The 24456-nt window shown below is 43.0% G+C and carries 22 protein-coding genes; all 22 read right to left on the reverse strand.

Translation table 11 applies throughout. The features are described 5' to 3' along the window. Nucleotides 1–9: 9 nt before the first annotated feature. The 22 genes from Q8R38_05785 to Q8R38_05890 all read right to left on the reverse strand — a co-directional run bounded on the left by Q8R38_05785 (nt 10) and on the right by Q8R38_05890 (nt 24447). On the reverse strand, nt 10–1485 hold the full coding sequence (locus Q8R38_05785) for a polysaccharide biosynthesis C-terminal domain-containing protein (GenBank protein MDP3791533.1): 1476 nt from the start codon (nt 1483–1485) through the stop codon (nt 10–12). A 2-nt stretch (nt 1486–1487) separates the two neighbouring features. Further along, nucleotides 1488–3341 (reverse strand): hypothetical protein, encoded by a 1854-nt coding sequence (locus Q8R38_05790; GenBank protein MDP3791534.1) that lies wholly within the window; start codon nt 3339–3341, stop codon nt 1488–1490. Continuing rightward, entirely contained in the window at nt 3331–4479 is a 1149-nt protein-coding gene (locus Q8R38_05795) for an N-acetyl sugar amidotransferase (GenBank protein MDP3791535.1), read from the reverse strand. Before Q8R38_05795 ends, Q8R38_05790 begins: the two co-directional genes overlap by 11 nt. Then, entirely contained in the window at nt 4476–5300 is an 825-nt protein-coding gene (locus Q8R38_05800) for an imidazole glycerol phosphate synthase cyclase subunit (GenBank protein ID MDP3791536.1), read from the reverse strand. The genes Q8R38_05795 and Q8R38_05800 overlap by 4 nt, the downstream gene beginning before the upstream one ends. Beyond that, nucleotides 5297–5923, reverse strand: a complete 627-nt coding sequence (hisH, locus tag Q8R38_05805) for an imidazole glycerol phosphate synthase subunit HisH (protein ID MDP3791537.1) — start codon at nt 5921–5923, stop codon at nt 5297–5299. The genes Q8R38_05800 and hisH overlap by 4 nt, the downstream gene beginning before the upstream one ends. Beyond that, complete coding sequence (pseI, locus tag Q8R38_05810; GenBank protein MDP3791538.1) at nt 5920–6987, reverse strand: pseudaminic acid synthase; 1068 nt, start codon at nt 6985–6987, stop codon at nt 5920–5922. Before pseI ends, hisH begins: the two co-directional genes overlap by 4 nt. Continuing rightward, nucleotides 6929–8161, reverse strand: a complete 1233-nt coding sequence (locus Q8R38_05815) for a GNAT family N-acetyltransferase (GenBank protein MDP3791539.1) — start codon at nt 8159–8161, stop codon at nt 6929–6931. Before Q8R38_05815 ends, pseI begins: the two co-directional genes overlap by 59 nt. After that, nucleotides 8158–8877, reverse strand: coding sequence for an acylneuraminate cytidylyltransferase (locus Q8R38_05820; GenBank protein MDP3791540.1), 720 nt, complete (start codon nt 8875–8877; stop codon nt 8158–8160). The genes Q8R38_05815 and Q8R38_05820 overlap by 4 nt, the downstream gene beginning before the upstream one ends. Further along, nucleotides 8871–9674: an SDR family oxidoreductase gene (locus tag Q8R38_05825; protein ID MDP3791541.1), complete on the reverse strand. Its 804-nt coding sequence runs from the start codon at nt 9672–9674 to the stop codon at nt 8871–8873. Before Q8R38_05825 ends, Q8R38_05820 begins: the two co-directional genes overlap by 7 nt. Beyond that, nucleotides 9661–10623, reverse strand: a complete 963-nt coding sequence (locus Q8R38_05830; GenBank protein ID MDP3791542.1) for an aldo/keto reductase — start codon at nt 10621–10623, stop codon at nt 9661–9663. The genes Q8R38_05825 and Q8R38_05830 overlap by 14 nt, the downstream gene beginning before the upstream one ends. Continuing rightward, entirely contained in the window at nt 10602–11768 is a 1167-nt protein-coding gene (pseC, locus tag Q8R38_05835; protein MDP3791543.1) for a UDP-4-amino-4,6-dideoxy-N-acetyl-beta-L-altrosamine transaminase, read from the reverse strand. The genes Q8R38_05830 and pseC overlap by 22 nt, the downstream gene beginning before the upstream one ends. A gap of 2 nt (nt 11769–11770) precedes the next feature. Next, nucleotides 11771–12766 (reverse strand): UDP-N-acetylglucosamine 4,6-dehydratase (inverting), encoded by a 996-nt coding sequence (gene pseB / locus Q8R38_05840; protein MDP3791544.1) that lies wholly within the window; start codon nt 12764–12766, stop codon nt 11771–11773. A 29-nt stretch (nt 12767–12795) separates the two neighbouring features. Next, nucleotides 12796–13038, reverse strand: a complete 243-nt coding sequence (locus Q8R38_05845; GenBank protein ID MDP3791545.1) for a helix-turn-helix domain-containing protein — start codon at nt 13036–13038, stop codon at nt 12796–12798. Between the two features lie 119 nt (nt 13039–13157). Beyond that, nucleotides 13158–13889, reverse strand: a complete 732-nt coding sequence (locus Q8R38_05850) for a glycosyltransferase family 2 protein (protein ID MDP3791546.1) — start codon at nt 13887–13889, stop codon at nt 13158–13160. Further along, nucleotides 13843–15564 (reverse strand): glycosyltransferase family 39 protein, encoded by a 1722-nt coding sequence (locus Q8R38_05855; GenBank protein ID MDP3791547.1) that lies wholly within the window; start codon nt 15562–15564, stop codon nt 13843–13845. Before Q8R38_05855 ends, Q8R38_05850 begins: the two co-directional genes overlap by 47 nt. Continuing rightward, on the reverse strand, nt 15561–17744 hold the full coding sequence (locus tag Q8R38_05860; GenBank protein ID MDP3791548.1) for a YfhO family protein: 2184 nt from the start codon (nt 17742–17744) through the stop codon (nt 15561–15563). Before Q8R38_05860 ends, Q8R38_05855 begins: the two co-directional genes overlap by 4 nt. Continuing rightward, nucleotides 17741–19426, reverse strand: coding sequence for a glycosyltransferase family 39 protein (locus Q8R38_05865; GenBank protein ID MDP3791549.1), 1686 nt, complete (start codon nt 19424–19426; stop codon nt 17741–17743). The genes Q8R38_05860 and Q8R38_05865 overlap by 4 nt, the downstream gene beginning before the upstream one ends. After that, complete coding sequence (locus Q8R38_05870) at nt 19423–20136, reverse strand: glycosyltransferase family 2 protein (GenBank protein MDP3791550.1); 714 nt, start codon at nt 20134–20136, stop codon at nt 19423–19425. The genes Q8R38_05865 and Q8R38_05870 overlap by 4 nt, the downstream gene beginning before the upstream one ends. A gap of 2 nt (nt 20137–20138) precedes the next feature. Next, nucleotides 20139–21512, reverse strand: a complete 1374-nt coding sequence (locus tag Q8R38_05875; protein MDP3791551.1) for a glycosyltransferase family 39 protein — start codon at nt 21510–21512, stop codon at nt 20139–20141. A gap of 7 nt (nt 21513–21519) precedes the next feature. Continuing rightward, nucleotides 21520–22800, reverse strand: coding sequence for a glycosyltransferase family 87 protein (locus Q8R38_05880; GenBank protein MDP3791552.1), 1281 nt, complete (start codon nt 22798–22800; stop codon nt 21520–21522). 103 nt (nt 22801–22903) lie between these two features. Then, on the reverse strand, nt 22904–24034 hold the full coding sequence (locus Q8R38_05885) for a DegT/DnrJ/EryC1/StrS family aminotransferase (GenBank protein ID MDP3791553.1): 1131 nt from the start codon (nt 24032–24034) through the stop codon (nt 22904–22906). Then, nucleotides 24031–24447 carry a hypothetical protein gene (locus Q8R38_05890; protein MDP3791554.1) on the reverse strand — a complete coding sequence of 139 codons (417 nt, stop codon included), beginning with the start codon at nt 24445–24447 and terminating at the stop codon, nt 24031–24033. The genes Q8R38_05885 and Q8R38_05890 overlap by 4 nt, the downstream gene beginning before the upstream one ends. Nucleotides 24448–24456 lie beyond the last annotated feature (9 nt).

A 24456-nucleotide genomic window follows, 5' to 3' on the forward strand; every position in this document is an offset into this window, starting at 1 on the left:
CATTTTTGTTTATTTTGCACTTGTTTTTCTCTCGTATATGCGAAGCATATGATAAATTATGTTCGTCCTTGCATTAATATATATCAGAAATGGCAGCATAGCAATACTTAAAAGGACGCTTTTTACCAGTACGCAACCATATATATTGGGCACCTTGACAAAAAATTCCAGCAAAAGAATAACTATCGAGGAATAAATAAAAGGCGTGGTTATCTCTATAAAAAATAAAACGATCTCCTTCGGTTTCATGAAATAGCGTAGAGCGTAAACCTGTAAGAGCGAGAAATAGATTAAAGATGCTATGGAAGTTGCCCAGGCCACGCCATATATACCAAAACCCTTCCTAATCAGGATGTAATTACCGATCACGCTCACAATTATACATACCAATATCACGCCAACAATTTTTTTATAGTCCTTGATTACTATCAGAAAATGCACCGCCTGCGGCGAGCAGGAGCGGAAAAACATATCTATCAGCAATATCTGTATTGCAAGGATCCCAGGCGTAAATTTAGGCAAAACCAGTTTTATGAAAACCGGCGCAATAAAAAATATCAGGCCAAGCAGCAATGGCAGGATGTAAGCATTTACCTTTGGCGGTATTATCGCATATTTCTTTATATCTTCCATATTCTGCCGCTTGCCATAGTCCTTAAGAATGTAAGGATAGAGCACCGTGCCGAAACTGGAAAGCTTGGCTATGTAATTTTTGGCCATTATAGAGATACTGTAATATCCAACAAAAACAACGCCTATCATCTTAGCTATCATGATCCTGTCCACACTTATCAAAATACCGTCCAGGAATCCAATGACCGTGATCGGAAAACCTACCTTGATCAGCTCGGGCAGGCCTCTAAAATCCATGCTCAGGCTGACTTTATATTTCACAAGCATATGCATAAAAATTATATTCAACGCCGACACGGCCATTATCGCCATGTACAAGCCGTAAATATTGTAATTCCTGACCAATAGCATGACTAAGATCAAATTTATCGCCGCATCAAAAATGATCGACTTGCTCAAAGCGTTAAAATTATTCCTAGCACGTAGAAGCAGCATATAATACCCGCAAAGCCGGTCCAGTATAATGTATACTGACAGGATAAGAAGCCCTGCCACGACCTCCGCGGGATACCTATTCCGGAAAACTATCGCGCTGACCAACAACATAAGGCTGGCCGCCAAAGAGGCCAAAAATATAAGGCTGAACGCTAGATCTTTTACGCGCTCTGCTTTTGCGCGGTTGTCCCGGCCCAGATTAAAAGGTATCTCGTAACCGGCGCCTTCCGCGACACCCATGGATATATACGATGAATAATCAGAGATAATCTTTAAAATGCTCCAGATGCCTGTGTAAAACGGCCCCAGGAAACGGCGCATTGCAATAGAAGTAAAAAATCCTATTCCCTGCGAAACATAACGGGCAAAAGTGAGTTCAAACGTCGCCTTTATTATGGATTTTTTTGTTTCGCTCATTATCAATCCTTATCAAAATAGTCAATCGCACTGCGATCGGGTAAAGGTATTTCGAGCACGAAATCCCTCGCCGGCGCATCGATAAAATTAGCTATAACGCTGATCGCCTCCGGTATTGTGTTAAATATCTTAAGAGAACTTCCAAAAAAAGATTCGATACTTTCGTCGATCTTAAATGTCTTATGCCATAGCGACATCACTGGTATCCCGGATACTGCGGCTTCAAATAACCCGGTTGACGGGTAGTCAAATATAATCCGTTCCGGACCATGGAGACACTTCGCCAACGGCCTCGTCTTTACGGAGATATTGCTGTATTTTTTATCTTTGATATAAGAAAGCAGGGATCGATGCTGCCAGCTCTGGCCGGACGCGTACTTGTATATAAAATGCCTATCTTCTATAGCCGCAAAATAGTCTATAATCGATTTTTGCATTTCATAATACCATGGAAGCGTATAGAAATTTACATTATATACATTAACGCCTGTAAATACTTTTGTAGGCACATACATTATAACGTTATTCTGACACCGCCTGTTCTTATACCTACTTTTAATCGCGCCAAGATAATGTGACGATCGAGATATGTTGCATTTAGCCGGAAAACCAGGCCGAATACAGTCTTTGAAGTACCTTTCCGAAATACTATCCATCGCAAAATAGTGATCTACAAGATCCAGCTCCGTGACCCCCGCAACTTTTGTGTCATACGTTATCCCATGCTGAAAAACTACCCTTTTATTATGATCCGCAGCCGCCAAAAAAGCGCCTATCGAATCCTCTTCAGAGCTGGAACGCGCAACAACATAATCAATGTTCTCTTTTTTGTAAAAATTTTTTAATAATAATATTTCTGTCAAGTTGCGCAAACAAACATGTTCAATAAAGTGCTTAAAATACGGCGTGATAACCGAAGAAATATCCAGGCCACATTTACCACTTATCCAGCCAATCACGTCTTTTTTCATGCGTATATCACTGAACGCCTTAACGCAATCACTTGTAATATCTTTTTGTCCGTCCGTATTGCATGATAGTTTTAGCACATCTTTTTGAATAATATCACTGATGAGAACAACCCTGTTTTGATCCTTGAAAAATACCCGGTTACCGCGCGCTATACTATCCTTTATTATCATATCTATGCCCAGCCATCCGGCATGAAGTACAAATAAGCTCAGGCGCGCCCTGTCTGCCGGCTTTTGGATAAATTTATTGATCTTACCGTATTTAAAAAAGTAATAGACGGATTTACAGCGCAGTCTTTTTAAAATTTTCTTTATTTCTTTCACCAAACAGTGCAATTGATTGGCAGGAATATTTTCCTGCGCGCCGCACTTTATAGATAGCGGCGTACCGTATTTTTCGCATACCAAAGTGACTAATTTCTTAAAAAATGTTCTTTTATTATTGCTAAGATCGTAGAAATCATCCACTGCATTATCTTTTTTCTTTAAGCAGACGTAAACGATCGAATCGGGCTTTATATTAAAAAGAACCTCCCTCAACACGCGGGCCTGTATAATAATGGAATCAATAAAATATTTTAGCTGATAAAAGTGCGCCTTTGATAAGCCTATGTTATGCTCTCTGCAATAAGTTATATTCTGTTTGAGGATCTCATCAAAATAATTGAACCATTGCAACTGGTCATTGAAATATGCATCTTCTTCTGTTTTCAAATCGTCAACACTATAATAATCTTCTATTAACTTATACTGAATGCCCGTACGCCCTAAATCATAACAGGCTTCCGGAGTCAGGGCTATAACCATATTATTTCCATAATCCACATCTGGAAGATGGTCTTCGACCAAATAACATTTCTTACCGCTTTTAAAATTATTTATCACGATTATTATAGCCTTTGTCCCAAATATTATCTTTTACCCACTTACCGTTCTCTTTTCTCCAAACTCTGGGGTCTCTGAATGAATCCGCAACTTTCCAAAACTCATCTTCGGACATACCCACGTATTCTAACCAATAATACAGATCACTGGAGACGACATGATCGTATTTCCTGACCATTTCAATGCCTTCATCCCTCGTCATATATCCCATGCGTATGTCTTTTGACGCATGATCTGTTGCCCGGCCATAACCAAATTTAATATATTTCATAAGGTCGTGAATCCCGTTTTCATACCTGTCATCAAGATTCGATATTTTCCTGTAGGTCCTCTCAAAAGGCGTTTGACTCGGCTTCCAATTGTATTTCTGCTGCACCATCTTTGCGTGTTCATTAGGGTCCCATTTGAAAAAATTGCCTATATAAAGACCCCTTACACCTACGCTGAGGATCTCCTCGTCGCTAGGGTATTTCGCCCACAAAAGGTCTTTTTCGCTAAGCTTTTCGACCGGGTCGTTTAACATGTCATACCATTCAAAGCCGCGCAACCCATGTTCATGCCTAACCCTGGCGCTGAATTCGACATAATCATCGGGATCATACATTCCGGATATGTCCCAGGCGATTTCTCCCCATATTATAAGCGGTGTTTTGAATCTCACGGCCATCTGTATCGGAACTGTAAAAATACCGCAATGTGCGTGCCAGTTCATGTCACCCATTTTTCGAAAACAAAGCCTGTTCATTTTCTTAAGCGTATCTACGCTAGGCCCGACCACGACATGGTCCGCATCAAATACATGACGCATCCGGTCCCTGTTATAATCGCCTTCCGGAAGATAATTATTCCCATGATAAGTAACTAAAAGTGGCTTAAGCTTGTACTCGTCAACTATTATATGCGTCTGATAATAGCTGTCTTTTCCTCCGCTGACAGGAACTATGCAGTCATAATTAGATTTATTTGAAGCTCGCGCTTCTGCTATTATCCTGTCGAACCTTTTTTTGCGCTGTTCCCAAAAATCGCCATTCATGCTCATCAGTTTTTCAAACACACGGCATGAGCTGCATACTCCTTCTTCGTCAACGTACAGATTTACCGCAATTTGGGGATAAAGGCAGTGCTTACAGTATTTCATACGATTATCTCTTCTTTATTTTGGAAAAGTTCTGAATTCCTTACATTACAACCTTTTTCATATAGATATTTCTTCGCCAGATAAACACTCTGATCTATGTAATGAAATATATTCGCGGCAGCAACAGCATCCACCGCGGTAGTATTTAGTGCCTGCGCCAAATGTTCCCATTCGCCTACGCCTCCGCATGCTATAACAGGTATGCGCACTGCCTTGCTGATGGCACCAATAAGATCTATGTCATATCCGCTGCGCATTCCGTCGCGATCTATCGAATTTATCAGTATTTCGCCGGCTCCGCAATCTTCGACTTTCTTCGCCCAACTGGAAGCATCGTATCCCGTAGGCGTCTTTCCGCCGCGTGACATCACCATATGACTACCGCAGGATAGCTTTGCATCGATAGACACTATTATGCATTGCGAGCCGAACTCTTTCGCAGCCTGGGTGATAAATGACGGGTCCTCCAGTGCCTTGGTATTGATCGCTATCTTATCAGCTCCACTCTTCAGCCTGATACTTATATCGTCCAACGATCGGATTTTGCCTCCAACAGTAATCGGCATGTAGCATTCTTTGGATACATCATTAAGAATATCTATTATATTTCCCCTATTAGGGTAGCGCAGGTCCTCTCTCCGGATATCGTAAATATCGTCGCTTGTTATGTCGAGATAGATCAGTTCGTCTGAAGCCCAGTCGCTCATACGCCGCACAGCGGTTATCGGATTACCAATATTTTGATAGCGGCAGAATCCTTTGCTCTGCACAAGAAAACCGTTTTTTAGCAATAAAACCGGTATCAGTCTTTTCTTCTTCATTTTAGGCTCATAAAATTCTTAAGAAGCATTATACCGGCTTTCTGACTTTTTTCCGGGTGAAATTGTACTCCATATATATTATCCCTATTAACTATGGCTGCAAATTCTTCCCCGTAATTTGACGATGCCATCATCTCTTCCGAGTTTAGCGGCTCAAGATGATAGCTATGAACATAGTAAAAATCAGTATTATCACTCATGCCTTCCAGTAAAGGACTTTTTCTTACAACCCTGATATTATTCCACCCCACATGCGGCAATGATAAGTTCGGGGCATTTATTCTCTTCACGGCACCGGGGATCCATCCCAGCCCATCGCAGGAACCGTGCTCGTGCCCGACATCGGCCAATACTTGCATACCGACACATATGCCCAGAAACATCTTCTTCTTATTCAAAACACTGTATTCTAGCAGCTCAAATGTCGGCATTTTTTTTATCTTATCAATAGCTGCTTTAAATGCGCCTACGCCCGGCAACACCAGATGAGTAGCCTTTTCCATGTCTTTGGCATCATTAGATACCATTACTGAATCGTGAAAACTTTTAAATGCATTATAGACTGAATTTACATTTCCAAATCCATAGTCTATTATACATACGTTAGATTTTCCTGAGGTCATATCAAAACATCCCACGTTAATGGGGTGCCCTTTCTGATGTTCCGCGCGGCATTTTTCCCTAAGACTTTCTTGTAATACTTAGGTGCAATTCCATATGCCGGCCTGATAGATTTCACATTATCCTGAGTAAGCTTTGACCCTTTAACAATGTCACGAACAGCAAAAATAGATCGCCTGAAGATACGGTTATCCCTTTCGCCTTTAGTAAGCCCGTAGTGGACTTTTCCCAGTGCCTTTTCTGCGGTTCGTATACAGGAAACGAGCGCGGCAAATTCATGCGGCTCTACGGAGAAAAAACTATCCGGCGTCTTCAATCTGCGTGACAAGATAAAATGCTTTTCCACCATAATGGCGCCAAGGCTGACAGCGGCAACGGCAACGCTGGTCCCGCAAGTATGATCCGACAGCCCAATCGGAAGATCGAACCTTTTTGCCATATCGGGTATCGTCCTTATATTCATCTCTTCCGGAACTGCCGGATATCCGCTAACACATTTCATCAGAGTGATATCTTTTGCTCCGGCTTTTTTTGCGGCAGATACCGCATCTTTTATCTCAAGAATGGTCGCCATGCCCGTTGACAATATGATCGGTTTTTTAGTCTTAGCCGCATATTCTATCAACGGCAGGTCTATTAATTCAAATGATGATATTTTGTGGCAGCTCACTCCTATCTCTTCCAGAAAATCCACCGAAGTCCTGTCAAACGCGGAAGCAAAAAATACCAGACCCAATCCGTCCGCTACTCTTTTTAACCTCTTAAACCAGTTCCATGGAGTATAAGACTGCCGATACAATTCGTAAAGCGTCTGGTTGCCCCAGCTAGGGTGCTTGATCCTGAAATATTTGCTATTCGCGTCTATCGTTATAATATCCGGATTGTAAGCCTGAAATTTTACCGCGTCTGCGCCACATCGTTTTGCGGCCCTTATCATCTCTACAGCGCGCGCAAATTTTTGGCCATGATTTGCCGAGATTTCGGCTATTATAAAAACACGGTCTTTTCTACCAGCCATCTGGGCACCTTGCCTTATAAATAATGCCTTTATCATTATGTCCGGCATATTTGTATCCTGCCTTTAAAAATACCTTGCGCGATACCTGATTTTCTTTTTTGATCTCGGCAAATATCGGCTTGGAGCTCCCAAATTCAGAAAAAGCTTTTTTCGTCCCGAGCTTCACCATACCTGTACCAAAGCCTCTGTTAAAAAAAACCGGATTCGTATTAACGCTCACTATTACTGATCTTCCCCTTACCTCGAACCTTATGACGCCCGCCTTGTCCTGCCCCTGCTGGCATATATATATTCTGGAATTATTATCCTGCATCTTACAGTCAAACCATTTCTTATGCGTACACCATGGTACGGGCTTATCATTAAAACTGTTCTTTCTGATTTCGGGCCTGTTCCTCCATTTCCACAGGTCCTTGCAGTCGTCCCGGGTCGCAGTCCTTAAAATAAAACTCTTCTCTTTCCCAGTCAATGCTTTGAAAAAGTCTATATCTTCTTTAAAATCAGTCAAGTCTTTTGCAGGGTCCTTCGGGGTCTCCAGCGTACAGAGTTTGATGCTGCTTCCGTTTTTTTTGATCGTCTCCATTATAGCGCCTAGATCGCACTCGCTCCGATTTAAGCAAAGGTGGTCATTGGCCCCCGAATTGTAACTTATCCCCGCGATATGCATTATCTCCGGCTTTAACCTTAAAAAATCATTGATGACTTTAATACGTTCTTTGTGCGAACTATACGCGTAACCAACTGCGTGATTTACGTCAAAACAGAATCCAACATTTGCTGTTTTTTTATAACGTTCTATCTCCCGCGGTGAACTGCCCACGCAGATAGTGTTCTTAAGCCCGTGCACCGGTTTATTCTCTATCAATATCCGTTCATCGCCAAGAATCGCGAGCTGCTCCTCGGCTTCGGGTCGCTGTCCTAATACGCCACAGTGCACGACTATGTACCTGGCATTCAACTCATCCGCGAAACATTGTGCTTCTTTAAAAAGGCGCCTATTGCGCCCCCTCTTGTCTTTGTCAGCCAGGTTGAATCCGTGTGCATAATGAGGTGCGTGTACTATATAGGGAACATCTAAACTTTTCCATAATTTGATATAACGTGAGATAGTGCGCGGGACCGCGTAAAGTTCTATGAAATCGTAATTCCCGCCGCTATACATCCTTGCGGCGGATTTGATATAGCAACTGTTGTCAGACCATAGCTTTAGCCCTATCTTCACGACCGCCCTCGCTCGCTTATCTTCAATGCATCGATAAATTTAATTACCCGTTCTAATCTTTTTTTATCTGCACTGATACCGGAAAATTTGTTGAATATCTTATATAGTGCACAATAGTCATCCATGGTATCCAGCGTTACGCGTATGTCAGGCCTCCTGAGCTTCGGGATGGGCTCAAGATAACACACATTAAAAATTTCAGTGTTTTTATAAATATAGGTCGTAACATGCTCTCTATCATGCGCCCGTCTTGCGGCCCTTGAAACCGCAATAAGCGTATCTCTACGAACCACCTCAACGCCGGACCCGTAAGGTATATTTTTCATTGTCACTAGGTCGCATCTCGTACTGGTGATTTTGTTAACACATAGATCTATAAAAGATGTTTCCGTCAAAGGATTATCAGCCGTTACGCGCACAATAACATCCGATCCAAGCCTTAAAGCTGCCTTCGCATATCTATCCAGCACATCTTCTTCGCTTCCTTTAAAGGAGATTACTTTATTTTTACTGGCCTCGGCCGAAATGATTTCGCCCGCTTCTCCGGTCGACGTAGCTACACATACAGAATCGACCGTCTTCGCGCGCTTGGCGGCATTTATGGCCCTCGCGAGAACTGTCTTGCCGCAAAGATCCATCATGGCCTTGCCCGGAAGTCTCGTCGAACCCAAGCGCGCCTGTATAATAACCGACACTTTTTGTCTGCCGCTTACCATGCCGTCCAACCCCCGTCAACTACGATATTGGAGCCCGTAACATAACTTGATGCGTCTGATGCCAAAAAAAGCAAGGCCCCCTTCAGATCTTCAGGGTTACCTATCCTTCCCAGCGGAATTTTGTTTTTAAGATTTGACATGAATCCCTTATTTTTTTGGATATCCCTGCTCGGAAATGCGCCCGGAGTTATTGAATTGACCCTTATATGCTTAGACGCAAGGTGACAAGCCGCATATCGTGTGAATTGTAGGATTGCTGCCTTTCCTGCCCCATATGCGGGAGGATTATTTAATTCGGATTTTCCGTATATACCCGAATACGGCGAAACAATGCCGTAAATAGAAGAAATATTGATTATCGAACCGCTGCCTCGCTTCTGCATATATGGTATAACGGCTTGGGTACATCTAAAAACTCCGCCTGCCGTTCCGTCAATGCCGCAGTTCCACATATCTTCCGACATAGACATCATGTCACATTTAAAACTGCCCCTGTGCCCAAAATATGCGTTATTTACTAATATATCTACCCCACCCATCTTTCTGCTGATTAGCGACATTGTTTCTTTTACGCTTTCAGCGGATGATATATCGATCTCTATGCCTAAGGATATGGTTTTATACTTCCTCATTAGTGTTGTCGCCGCCGATCCGCATTTTTTAATATCCCTTCCGGCCACTACAACGCGTGCGCCTGCCTGTGCAAGGCAATCGGACATCGATGACCCGAGATGACCCGCACCTCCTGTAACTACCGCAACTTTATTCTTAAGCCCGAAAATGCTATTCTTTTTCATAGCCACCCTTTTTAGTTTTACTAAACCAAAGAGACGGAATCTTCAGTCTCAAAGGAATGTCCGAAAAATACCGAAACAATCTTTTTTTTACGTCTTTGCCTATCCGTGCCTTTCTAAAAATATTTATATCTTCCAGTATCTGATCGCTTGACTCCGCTCCTATAATAACGCTGGATATCTCCGGAATACTTTTTAGGAAACCAAGCGCGAGATCATGAATACCGACGCCCTCACCACGCAAGAACTCGCGCAGCCTCTTTAAATATTTTGCGTAGAATTCCATTCCGCGCGGCATCCGGTCCGGGTCCAGAAAAAACAATCCCTGCAAAAATACGCTTCGCGCAAAAAGTATCTTTCCGCTTTTCTTGATACGTGCCAAAAGGCGCGGCTCGATAAATCTATGGTCAAAAAGATTTATAGGCACCTGTATTGCCCCTATTTCATCCATCGACAAAGCAGCTTCGACTTCATGGGCGTAATAGCAGGAGGCGCCTATCATACCTATTAGCCCATCTTTTTTTATCCTCGATAAGGCCTCAATAATTTTTTTCCCGTTTGATCCTATATCCGATGCGTCATGTAATAGATAAGCGTTAATCTTATCCTTTTTTAAGCGTTTTAACGATCCCAGGACACTTTTCCTGATATTCTCATATATCAGATCACGGCCGGCGTATTTTAATTTCCCGACACCGGGAAGCTTAGAGATTATAAAAGGCTTGCACTTATTACTGCCTATAAAACGCCCTAAGATATCTTCGCTCTTACCATAAGCGCTTGCGGTATCAAAGCTATGTATGCCGTTATCGAAAGAAACTTCGAGTATCCTGTAGGCTTCTTTTTCTCCTGGGCATCCCGTTCGGTTTGCAATTCCATAATGCGACCCGAGCTGGGTAGTCCCCAGAGTCAGTGCCGTGATATCTTCTTCTATTGCACGCTTCTTGAACATAGAACACCTATGACCGTTTTTGCGACGTACAGGACTTCTTTATCCGACATTCCCGGATGAAGTGGAAGCGAGATGGTATTGTTATAAAATCTCTGAGCGTTACAAAATTCCGACGTCTTGTATCCTTTAGACCTATAGTATGGATGGCTTGTCACGGGTATATAATGAACCTGAGCGCCTATGCCTTTATCATGCAACCTCTGATACAGCCCTCTCCTGGATATACGGCACCTTTTTTCATTTAACCTCAATACATAAAGGTGCCATGCGTGCGTCCTGTCCGGAAAATCTACGGCCGGCAATTTTACAAGGTCTCCCAGATTTTCATTAAATGCCTTGTCGTACATGCTTGCTATTGCGCTGCGACGCACAAGGAATTCCGGAAGCTTATTCATCTGGCTATATCCTAACGCGGCCTGTAGTTCTGTCATCCTGTAATTAAATCCGATATCAAGCATTTCATAATACCAGCCGCCATTTTTTCTAAGAGCCTCTTTTCTCTTATAGATACCATGGCTGCGCAAAGCAAGCATTTTTTCATAAAATCTTTTCGAGTTAGTCGTAACCATACCGCCTTCTCCGGTTGTTACGTGCTTAACCGGATGAAAACTAAAAATACTCATATCGGAATATCTACATGACCCCGTGCGGGACTCGTTATATTCGGAACCCAGAGCATGGCAGGAATCTTCTATTACAATTAGGCCATGCCTTCTTGCAATATTATATATTTCGAACATATCGCACGGAAGGCCCGCAAAATTTACCGACAATATGGCTTTTGTGGTGGCAGTGATCTTCTCTTTTATTTTGCCGGCGCTTATATTCATGGTTTCATAATCGATATCAACGAATACTGGCCTGGCGCCTGTATACAACACCGCATTCGACGTGGCCACGAACGTAATCGGTGAAGTTATAGCCTCGTCTCCTTTTTTTAGACCCGCCGCCAGACATGCCAGGTGAAGTGCCGCGGTGCCGCTTGAGACTGCAAGAGCGTATTTCACACGGCAGTATTCCGCAACTCGCTTCTCAAATTTTTGCACCATAGGACCCTGCGTGATAAGATCCGACTTCAGAGCCTTGATTACCTCCCGTATGTCATTATTATCTATATTCTGCTTTCCGTAGGGTATAAAACGCATCTTTATACGACTTCCTTATTGATCATTTTTCTCATATCCTCTATCGAATACCAGTCTTTATTAGTATCGCTGCTGTAACCATCGAATCCGAAACCCAGTGCACGACCGCTGTCTTTTCCGTTTTTACGCACAATTATATACGGATATGTCACGAACTTGTCTTTATACTCATAAGTGTAAATACCGTCATCCTTAGGCACTAATATCTCATGCAGCTTTTCGCCCGGTCGTATACCTATTGTTTTTTGCCTGCAGCCGGGGCAAACCGATCTGGCAAGGTCGGTTATTTTAATGCTACGCATCTTAGGAATAAATATCTCTCCACCTTTCATCTCTTTTATACTGCTTATAACAAAATTAACACCCTCTTCGAGCGTTATGAAGAACCTGGTCATCCTTGGGTCCGTAATCGGAACTACGCCACTTTTTCTGCATTCCTTAAAAAACGGCACGGCGCTTCCCCTTGATCCGAGAACGTTGCCGTACCGCACCACGCTGAAAAACGGTTTACCCGTACGGTAGTTATTTGCTGCTATAAACATCTTTTCTGCACACAATTTTGTAGCTCCATATAGATTGACTGGGTTTGCCGCTTTATCGGTACTAAGCGCGATCACTTTTTTTACGCCGTTATCTATCGCTATATTGATAACGTTTTCTGCGCCCATAATATTCGTTTTGACAGCCTCGAAAGGATTAAATTCTGCGTATGGTACGATCTTTAAAGCCGCAGCATGTACGACTATATCCACGTTATAAAAAGCCCTGTGTAACCTGTCAGGGTCACGCACATCTCCCAGGAAATATCTTATATTCGGATATTTTTCCTGACTGTATATCTTGCTCATTTCGAACTGCTTCATCTCATCCCGGCTGAATATTATCAGCTTACACGGCTTGTGGTATTTCAGCACTATTTCGGTGAATTTCTGACCGAACGAACCGGTGCCTCCCGTGATTAGAACAATCTTATCTTTAAAAATATCCGCATTCTTCATTTTACGCATCTCCTTTTAAGCTTTTAATATTAAGCTTTATCGACGTCTTCATGAACCCATCTGCGCGCTTTATTGTAGGCTTTTCCGACCTTATCTTCCAGTTTGGGCGAGACTAAACGCAAGATCTCTTTACCAAGTATGCGGTACTGCTTGCCCACTTTAGCAGTCTTAATAATACCTTTTTTGATCAGACGCATCGTGGTGCTCGGACTTATCTTTAAAAGCTGTTGCACTTCTTCTGTTGTGTATATTTCGTTATCCTTTATCTCCATATTTTTTCTCCTTATGTATTGATACCAATTATACCGATTAAACGGAAAAAGTCAACAGCAATCTATAGTAGTCATTGGTAGTCATTGGTAGTCAAAAAGCTGTGCTCTTTTGGGTGTTTTCAGCTGTATTTGCGAGATAAGGCGGTTAGCTTTATTATCAGTATGCTTATGAAGGATTTTATTGCATCCTTTACTGGCTTTACTTTAGACTCGCTCTTGTGGATCCATCTAACGGGTACCTCTTTTATCTTAAGGCCGTATTTATTTAACAAAAACAGCAGCTCAACATCAAAGCTCCAGTCATTCATTTTTTGTAACTCGAATATACGGTAGGTGGTTCTTGTGTTATAAACCTTAAATCCGCAATTAAAATCGCTTAAGTTTAATCCAAGTATGAGCCGCGCCAGAAAAATATAAAATTGGCCCATCTTTGCCCTAAAAAAAGGCTGCGGCTCTTCCACATTGGAAGTTTTAAGCCTTCTCGATGCTATGACGGCATCATATCCCTCTTTAAGATAAGGCAGGAATTTGTCAAATTCATAAATAGATGTAGAATTGTCGGCATCCATGAATAGCGCGTACTCTCCTTTAGCGAAAAGAATCCCCCTCTTTACTGAATACCCCTTACCTTTATTGGCGTCGTTCTTAAGGACTTTGAAATCGCTGAAAAGATTCGAGCAAGTTTGAGTATTTTCAAAAGTCTTGTCCTTGGATCCGTCGTCTATGACAATTATTTCATATGAAAATTTTTTTTTATTTAAATAACCCGATATCTCTTCAAGCGTCGTCCGGATATTTTTCTCTTCATTGTATGCAGGTATGACGACTGTTAAAAGAATGTCCTGGTTCACTTTGCGCCTCCTTTTTTGTAAAATCATAGATAAATATGGAATGACCGGCTGTTGCGGTCGGTTTATGTTCCTTCGCCCACTTAGCATGCTCTAAATATTGGGCGCTTATCGCATATATATTATTTCCCGGTACCTCAAATTCGTCGGGCGTAAACTTTCGATAATGAACGCCATAAACAGCCGGGTCTGCCTGGCCGAAATATTCTAACACTACCTCTTTTACACTATTTTTTTCCATATACCGTGATAGCGACGGCAGGTCCTGTCCCCAATCAACATTTGAATCTCTAATATATTTATATCCGTTTGCCGGGCCTCCAACAGCTTCATTAAAGTAGCCCAGATAATGCGGCCATGCCGTGAAGGCCGAAAAGGCGTACCAGACAATCAATAGCGCCATGGCAATAACCGCGGCTTTATTCTTCAGGAACTCCACGCTTCTGCCCGCTATCATAAAACAGAAAGGATATACCGGCAATATGTGCCGCAACCCCAGCTTCAATCCGCTTAGAGACGATACTGCCAGGAATATGACAGTAAAGATAAGGATAAACCTTTCGCCCATGCCGAGCCTGCGCCTTAATAATGCCATAAGGCCGGCCAATAATAGTATTATTGCCGCGATGGGCGTCTTTATCAGGAACGCCGTGACAAAATATAGCGGGCTTCCGTGGGCCGACCATCTTCCCAGGAAAAAAGTATTGTGGCCCTCCTGGCCGTGGCGCAGGACCCCTATTATACCGAGCATGTGTGACGGCAATGGCACCGGAACTTTCAGTAAAATATCGTCCAGTCTGCGAATGGCCTCGGGTCCCGCGGCCGGGAATATCTTCTTGGCGATACTGTGCGCGATCTGGAGCTTTTCGTCTACTCGCATCGCATCCTTCAATAATGGCTGAAACTCAAAGCCGTACCCGGCCCAAATAACTATTAAAGACAATAGAACTATAATAAAGAAGTTTAAAAGAGCGAGATTGCTTCGTCGTTTCGCTCCTCGCAATGACAGTTTTTCAGCAATCCCGAATAATTCAAGAAGTGGAATTAATAGAAATACCGGATAGAGCAGGATGGCCGTATACTTGGACAATTGCGCCAGGCCAAGGGCAAGGCCCGCCAATACAGCGTTCTTCATGGAGGGCTCTTTCAAAAATAGCCAGAATGTATAACACGATAGCAGGATAAAGAAAGCGGCTATCATATCCGTAGTGGCAAGACCGGAATGCGCCAGCATCTCAGGAGATGAGGAGTAGAGGAACAGGCTCAATAAAGCCGCCTTCTCACCCCAAAGCGCCTTTGCCCACACGAACAATAATAGGCCGCATAATACACCCACAAGCACCACTGGCAGCCTGGCGGCCCATACGATCGCGACCTGTCCTGCATTGTACTTATAGAAAAAATCCCTGCCGAAAACAGAACGATCCGCCGCTCGCCATACAGCCTTGTCGTCAGGCATGTCTATATTCATGAATAACTTCAGGGGCAATGCCACTATGTATCGCGGCAGCGGCGGCTGCGATGTATCCATCTTGAAATCGGCCTTTGTCAATAAAACATACCCCACGGGTATATGATGGGCGATCTCATCGCATGTTGCGGAATTCTGCCGCATACTTGATATAGTTAAAACAGCAAATACCAAAAGTAGAATTATTACAGGTATTTTTGTCTTCATCTTTTAAATAAAGAAAATTGTGGTTTGTACACAAAAATAACTTTATGATGCCCCTTGCCTACAGCAACGGCCTGCAGGATATCCTTAACTCTTACCATATCCTTCTCTATACCGTCGACAAATGCGTGCCATCCGGGATAGTAATTTTCAGAAAATACAACAAACCCATCGTCATATGCCGTGACCTCAGCTTCGATATATCCGTTTTTGTATGTTAATATTTTAACGGCCGCTAAAGGCGACTGTCTTACGTCTGAGACTATGCTTGCGGTAAAGAACAGCCGCGGGAAAAAATCCCTCATCCTGTAAAGAAATACGCCGTTATCCGTATAAACTTTTTCCAGCCCCCGGTCCTCCAGTTCTTTTTGCGCTATTATGTATTTAACGTTAAGCAGCCGCAACGTGTCCGCACCGGTCTTTATCGCGTCGTCTGCGGCATCCGCATAACCGAGAGAATCATCTATAGCCCCCAGAGCGAGAAACTTATCCCTATACACCTTGGTCACGAGCGGGGTGTAGCACGCAACGCTGTCTATGCCATATGCGATATTCGCGTTGGCTATAGACCAGTTAGGTAATTTCCCTGGCCTAGAATCAAATGGAAGGATCCTGTAAATATCGCGATCCTTCTTAAGGTATTCCAGAAGGCCGTTATTATCCGGTGCCAGGCTCAAAAACGGCTTTATGTTCTGGCTGAAGCCTTTTCCGTAAAAACTGAATATAAATATATCGACAAATATCAAAGCAACAGCTATATATTTCGACCTTTTACGTAAAGGCATCAGGCAGAACAATAATGCCGCTATAAGGATCGCCCATGACAAAATAACAAAAATGCTTGAGAAAGAAAAACCGCCCAAAACCGCGTCATATGAAATCTTAAACTTATCTATATAGTATTCCAGGCCGTAACGGTGATGCGGCTTATTGTAGATAAAATTGCGCACAAAATAATCCCCGAAACTAATAATGTTGGTCTTGAACAGGGCCAATAAAAATTTTACTGCAAAAAATGCGCATCCCGCCGCGGATAACACCAGTAAAAATACAAAATTGGTTTTTCGCCTGGCTGCGGTGTCATCATCGTTAAAGTACCGGGTCAGCCCTATCCCGGCCAGGACCGCCAAGGAAAAAGACCCGAAGAACAAGAATTTGGACGGGTTCCTGAAGATGTATAACTTCGTGATCTTGATCAATGCAAAATATACAGGATTATATCTCCCGAGAGCCAGGAACACTGATAATATCAGGAGCAATACAAGCGGCCTTGCTGACCTGTCTTTTTTCAACGAATAAAGACAGGATACGACAAATAGAAGGCTCAATATCCCCACATAAAGATCGCCTTTAAAGGCGAAGGAATAAGGAAATACGGTCCCCAGCAGCCCCGAAGGAAAGACCGAGCCCCATAGCGCAAAGGCCGCCGTTGCGCCCTCTCTATTGGATAATCCGGCCAATTGGTAAGTAAGTACAAGCTGAGGCAACGCTATCAAAATAGCTGTAGCAAAAAATCCGGCTAAAGAGGCTGTGATCCTTACCGCACCTTTTTTCTCTATCATCGCCTTATAAATAAAATACGCCAGATAGAAAAAAGCGCTGTATGCGGCCATCTGCACGAATCCCGCGAGAAACTGCAGCCCCAGTATTACGCCGCCTAAAAATAAATATTTCAGTTCTTTTTTATCAAAATGGTTCTCTATGAACAGCAGAACCAGCGGAAACCACGCCAGGGTCCGTAGCGTGACTATATTGTAGAAACACCCGGTATAAGCGCTCCCAAAACAGAAAAGTAAGGCTGCGAGGCTGCCTCCGGATTGATCCGTGCCCAATTTGCGGCTGTATAGATAGGTAAAAATACCTCCCATTATGAAGTGTAGGATTACCGAATAATTATATGCGATCTTGAACGGCAGGGCAAAAAATAGCACTATATTGAGCGGATAAAAACCGCCCACCTGCCCTTCGGCCATAAGAGGAAATCCGCTGCCCATTGCCTTTATCCAATAAGGGAACGAAAAGGATTTTATTGATTCCGCATAGCACTTCGACCAGGGGTAGAATTGAACAAATGAATCTCCCCATATAAATCCTCCCCGCATGGTTATTAGAGGATACAAAAATACCGCTATCGTGAAAGAAAAAAACGCGATAAATCCTAAGTGGTTTTTAAGTATTCTCATCTTGCACTGTATATTACCAGATATGGCCCTGCGGCGCGCCTTGAGAAAAGCTCTCTTGTGCCCGCGGGCACGCATGTCAACTCTGTCGTATCATATGGAAGCCTGAATTTATCATCTTTATAAGGACTGAATACGGCAACCACCTTTAATATGCCGTCTGCTTCATCATGCAGCCCCTTTATCGCTTCGGATGGATCCATATTATTGAACACTATATAACCGATGTCGTTTTTCTTTATATCGTCCATCGAATTCTCTACCATCGGCCATAAATTCAAGAATTGGCCTGGCGCCTCGTTATCGCCCCTTAAATAATATACCCGATATGTCTTGGGGGCTTTACGGCCCTTTATAAGAAGCTCCAGTTTTCTGCGCTTCAATTCCTTCAGCTCGGGCTGTCCGGAAACTATGCCCTCTTTTTCTATCAGCTGCTCCGTTATCTGTTGCAGCGGAGGGCTGAAGAAGGTGTGGGCAAGGGCTATGCGCGTACCCGCTTCTATATTCTTTTCTATCCATTCCTTTGCCTCTATGCGCGTATCCTTACTTGTAAAAAGCAGGTCTGCCTTGATAGACTTGGCCGTTGTCGGTATTATCAGCGCCAATGAGGCCGCGACGATGGCGGCCTTTAATGCCTTCGTTCTTATCTTTTCGTATGATCCGAATAGTAAAAAAGATAGGCCTATTGCCAGAAAAGGAATTATCGGCAAGGCGTACCTCGGAAAAGGCTGGCTCTTGAAAACAAGATGTATGTAGAAAAACGCCGGAAAGGAAAGAAGAAAAACCGCTTTTTTAAAATCTTTCTTCAAAAACCACACTAACCCAGCAACCCCTAAAATAGTAGGAATCACGCCCAGTCCTTCGAATAATGAATATGTAAGATGGTAACTAAGGCCCCTGTACCCGCCCCTGATCCTGTGTGTCAAGGACTCCAGAAAGAACCTGCTATCCAGGACAGAGTACGGGTTGCATATGATAAAAGTTGCTATTGCCGCGGCGGCGAATAAAGCAAGGTCGGGGACAGCGGAACTTGCGCGTTCCGGCGCGCGCCGTCTTATAAAATGAGCGGCCAAAAAAGGCGCCCCAAGCAATACGGCATTATATTTAGTGGCCGTTGCTATCCCTATAAGCACCCCGGCGATAATATAATTCATCCTACGCGGATCGCTTATAAGCCTCTCCAACTGAAGATACGCGGCCAATATAAAGAGTGCCAAAAGATTATCGGTATAGGCGTAATGAGCGTTGACGACGTTCAGGAACGCCAGGGCCATTACGAACGCCGCGTAAATAGCTACTCTGTTTGAAAATAATCTCGCGGCCAGCCTGTAAGTAAGATATATACACAAGATACCTGGTAATGTCCCCAGGACCACCCTTCCTATGATATAAAATATCGTCGGGTCGTTGAAAAAACTGAGGGCAAAACTTTCCGCTCCTTTGAATATACCGCAGGCGCTGCCCGCTAAAAAATAAATTATATAACAGCCGAACAAAATATAGGAGGCAATCGGAGGGATTATAAAAAAATGCGGGTTCAGGTCACCGGTACCATAGGCAAGCGCATGATTAACTATTATCGGCTCGTCCTGGTGGAATTGATACGGAAGGCCAAAATTTAATCCCCAAAGACGGAGAATAGTGCCTATGCCTATGATAATCAATAACGGAAAATATTTTTTCATCCGTTCCGTCTCTTAATCTTAAAAAGATCGATAAACATCGCAAGAGAACTATTAATAACCCGTACCTTGCTTTGTGGCGAGTTCTCCCAGATAATTCCAGTTTCCGCTATACGATAGCCTTTTTTCCCGGCAAGATAAAGCATCTCAACATCGAAACAAAAACCGTTTACTGTAAGCTCTTTCCCCAGCTCTCTTGCTACATTACCCTTAAAAAGCTTAAAACCACACTGAGTGTCATTGAACCCCTTTATCAACAACATATTGACCAGGAAATTAAATATTCTGCCCATCCACTCCCTATAAAAAGGCTGATGAACTTTTACGTCGGCTCCGGCTATGCTGCGCGAACCGATCACTATGTCACACCCCTTTTTGATATAGCTAAAAAGCTTATCGGCCTCTTCGATTGGCGTGGATAGATCGGCGTCGCTGAAAAGTATATATTCTCCGGAACTGTTCAGAATACCGTTCTTTACGGAAAACCCCTTACCTTTATTTGTGCCGTTATTGATTATCTTTAATTTGGCGATCTTGGCGAGTTCGCTATCCTGCGCCCGAATAACGGTATTATCGCTGCTTCCATCATCTACAAGGATAACTTCCCAGTCGTAATCTTTTGTTCTCAAAAATTCATAGACCTTAGAAAGAGTCGGCCCTATCCTGCCCTCTTCGTTATAAGCCGGTATTATTACCGATAAATAAACAGACATTCTTATTTCCTGTCCTTAAATGTTATTTTGTAAAACAATGTTCTTTCTGACTCATAAATAGGCTCGTAATCGAAATTATATTCTTCTTTTTTCTCCTTAAATATGTCCGGCAGTATTATACAATAAATCTCCTTTTTGCCCTGTGATATAAGAGACTGATATACGCTTTTGTCCAACTCCCTGGTGAAGTCATAATAAAATATTTCAGAATCGTTTCCGCTGATCATATATATATCATTCCCGGCTTTATGCAGCTCCATGCCCAGCGCTGAAACTTTTTTTATATCAGGAGTATATTCCAGCTTAAATGCCCACGATAGCGGGATCTGGGCCAACATCCCTGCAAGGATGACAATAAGCGCTACATATAGCAGCTTCTTTGTTAAAAATCTCTTCAGTAAAAAAGCGGACAGTAACGCAAGGGCCGGATATATAGGCATTATATACCATTGCAACTTAGTCCTTACCGCGCTGTACAGAAATAACGTAACAAGCACCCAGCTTAATAAAAATACCAGCCTTTTGTCCCTGTCTTTAAAACATCCATAAGCCGCGTAAAAAACAGACGCAAATATCATTATCGACCACGGCATGTTTTTCTTAAAGATTACCCTTATATAGTAATCAAGCCCTCCTTTGTGGCCTTCGAGCACGGAAGTCGCCCTCTGAAATATATGAAAACCAAAATATCCCTTTAGGGCAGCGGGCCCTGTCAGTAGAAATTGCGCCAGGTGCCATATAAAAATAACTGAAAAAGCGACCGCTGTGCCAAGCAGGAACTGCCGCCTGAGTACCAGGCGAATATCTTTAGACAATACGGCATAAACAATAATCACCAATAAAGGTAAAAATGCCGCGAAGCCTTTCAGCAAATACGAAACACAGAGTATCGCCCCGGAATAAAACAGATACTTTTCCTTCTGGGCTCCCAGCCAAAAAAGATAAAGTGTCAGCAGGGTAAAGAAAGCCACCGGCACATCCATCATCCCCATCTTGGAAAAATGGATATAATGAGGGAATGCCAGAAGTATAAGGGCCGATAAAAGCCCCGTCATTTTATCCGCGAGCTTCTTCCCGAAAAGATACAGTAGTAAAACAGATGCTACGCCCAAAATGCCGGAGGTCAACCTCGTGGAAAATTCACTCACTCCGAATATCTTATAAAAAACAGCCGTGCACCACATGTATAGAGGCGGCTTGTCAAACCACAGCTTTTCACCCTGGCGCATTACCAGCCAATCGCCTGTCTTGACGATATTCCTCGATATGTTGGCATAAATCGCTTCATCAAATGTTGAAAGGCTCCCCGTGCCTATGTTGCCCAGAATATAAACAGAGGCAAATATAAGAAGCAGCCAGAATATATTGTCTTTCATAATAGTCTCACGTATTTTTATACCCGGTCTCCTTTGCCGTATTTTTGCAGCGCAGGAGTATGAAAGAATATACGATCAGCATCGGCACGGCCAACACACACATGCGTTTCCAAAAGGTCATTATCAGAAAATAGGACAGAAGAAAAACGAGCTGAAATTTTAAGCGTATATTGCTTAAGAAAATAAAGGGAATAACCCATAGCAGATACCATGCCTGAAATGGCGTAGAATTAGTGAAGAGGAGCGCAAGCAATATCAATGCGGCTGCTGTAAATAATGAACCCCTGTTCTTTTGGGCATTCCTTACGAGGTAGCCCAGTATGCAAAAGTATGCTATGGCAAACAGGGTAAGGAAAACATTCGCGAGTAGATTTTTCGAAATTGCAATACCCGCCTTGTCCGAAATAAAATATATCGCGGATGGAATGGAATCGACCCAGAAATTTTTGCTTAATTCGGTATAGTAATAAATAATCGCCTTAACGCTCTCCCGGCCGAAAGGAAGCCATGCAACTACCGTGGTAAATATAAATATCGCGCCCCCTATTATAACGCCATAAACCCTTTCCCTGACGCTATGCGTCTTTTTGGCATATAGGATAAATACGGGAATGAACAATACGTAAACAAATTTAACGGCTATGGCAAGCGCAAGAAACGCGTATGAAAGCACATGTTTCGATTTTAGCAGAAAATAAAAAGCGCAAAGTATAAAGAAAACCATGACAATCTCATTATGGCCGTCTATCAGCGTCATTACTATGACCAAGGGATTTAACAATAAAGCTAAAGTTGTAGCTCCTGCATCCTCGGGAATATTATCTTTACACAATTTGTAAAAAACAGATGGGGTCATGCCTAAAAAAGCCAGGAGCACCAGCTTGTGCATGAATGAGGTCAGAGCTACATTGTTTTTAAAAAATAACGTATGAACTGCCCCTATCGCCACCCATAGCGGCCCATAACACTCTGGTGTGCTTTTCCAGAATATCAGAGGAAAGAAGATATCATTCTTTATCTCCATTGGCACATGAAGATATGGATTTAACTTATAGATACTGAGCATGCGCCCTCTTACGGAATATTCGAACAAGTCGTGAGACAAGAGGGCCGAAGAATTGCAGAGTATCAAAAATATAATTATCGTGCTTGCCCAGAAATATAAAGACAGATTACCGGATTTAAAAACCGATATCCCGGATTTTTTATAAAAATAAATGCATAGATAATACGCAAGAAAGGTTATTGAGAATACCCCTATGATATAAAACCGCAAGAATCTATCCATGGGAGGAAGGAATTTTTCATGGATTAGGGGATATATGCGCGGGATATGATATATTACGATCAGCGATAAAAGAAATATGAGGTGTGAAAGTATAAAATTTATTTTATCGCGTTCTGGACGCATGTCTCCTCTGTATCTTTCTTATTGCCTCGCAGATAAATAAAATATTCTTATCTTTGAGCGCAAGCCCGGTAGGAAGATAAAGGCCGTGGTCTGAAATATAGTCGGAAACGGGGTATCTCTTCTTTTTATCTACGAGCCCCAGCTTTTGTATTACCGGCTGCCTGTGCATGGGAATGAAAAAAGAACGTGTTTCGATCCCCTCTTTTAGAAGTTCGGTCCTGAACCTGTCCCTCGTCAGGCCAAAATCCTCTTCGACCAAAACTGAATACATCCAGTACACGCTTTTTGCCCATTTCTCTTCTAACGGCAATCTCAAGCCTTCGACATCTTTAAGGTTTTCATAATATAATCCGGCTATGCGCCTTTTCCTGGCTATAAGACTATTCGCATTTTCTATCTGGGCAAGGCCTATTGCCGCCTGCATGTTTGTCATCCTGTAGTTATACGCCAACTCCGTATGCAGGAAACGCTGACCCGGAGAATGGGAAAGGTCTTTAAGCAGGCGCGCTCGTTCTGCCAGTTTTCTATTATTAGTAACGACCATCCCGCCCTCGCCCGTTGTGATAATCTTATTCGCGTAGAATGAAAAAGAATTGATATCTCCCATGGAGCCACATAGCTTATTCTTATATCTTGCGCCGTGCGCCTCGGCGGCATCCTCAACTATAAAAATGCCGTATTTTTTTGAAAGCTTGATAATAGGATCCATATTAACGGGGTGCCCGTATATATGTACAGGCAGCAATACCCTGGTTTTTGAGTTCACCGCTTCCTCGATATCGGAGACATCCATATTCCATGTCCTGTCTTCACTATCAATAAATACAGGCTTTGCCCCCAGATACAGGACAGCGTAAGCGGTCGCGATCATAGTAAAGGTCGGCATAATGACTTCGTCGCCCTTCTTAATGCCCAGGCAGGCAAGGGCAAGATGAAGCGCCGCTGTCCCGTTTGTCGTAGAAATACCGTATCGGACACCGCAAAATTTGGCAAACTCCTCTTCAAAACTTTTTATATACTTACCTTTTGAGGATATCCAACCGGACTTCACGCAATCAGTTATATATTGAAGCTCTTTCTTACCCATTAAAGGCTCGTTTACGGGGATCATCGACCATTCTTTTCTTTGAAGTATTCCTTATCGTCCACGCCGGCATAAGGCCCTTGTTTAATTTCCAGCATCAAGCTATCTTTCAATACTTCTACGCCATGGCCTCCGCTTGCCAGAAGTATAGTATCGCCTTTCTTTAGTATGCGGGTTCCGAGGCATCTTTCTTTCTCATCATATAAATAAACCGCCACCTTGCCTTTTTTAACATGCAGGACTTCCTGGGTTCTCTCTATCCTCCTTTTTACCAGTTTATGGACATGGGGTTTTACCTGCGCCCCCTTCCGATGCCTTAAGAGGCCCACCTGCTGGGAAAACTCCGGTGGAGTAAAAAATGTAGCGCCTTTTGTATCTATGCGGCTTGGCAGGATTATAGCTATCAGACTGCCCCTTTTTGATTTTATATATTCAACCATGATTAGGAT

The sequence above is a fragment of the Candidatus Omnitrophota bacterium genome (genome assembly GCA_030695905.1).
Lineage (GTDB): Bacteria > Omnitrophota > Gorgyraeia > 2-01-FULL-45-10 > 2-01-FULL-45-10 > CAZHPY01.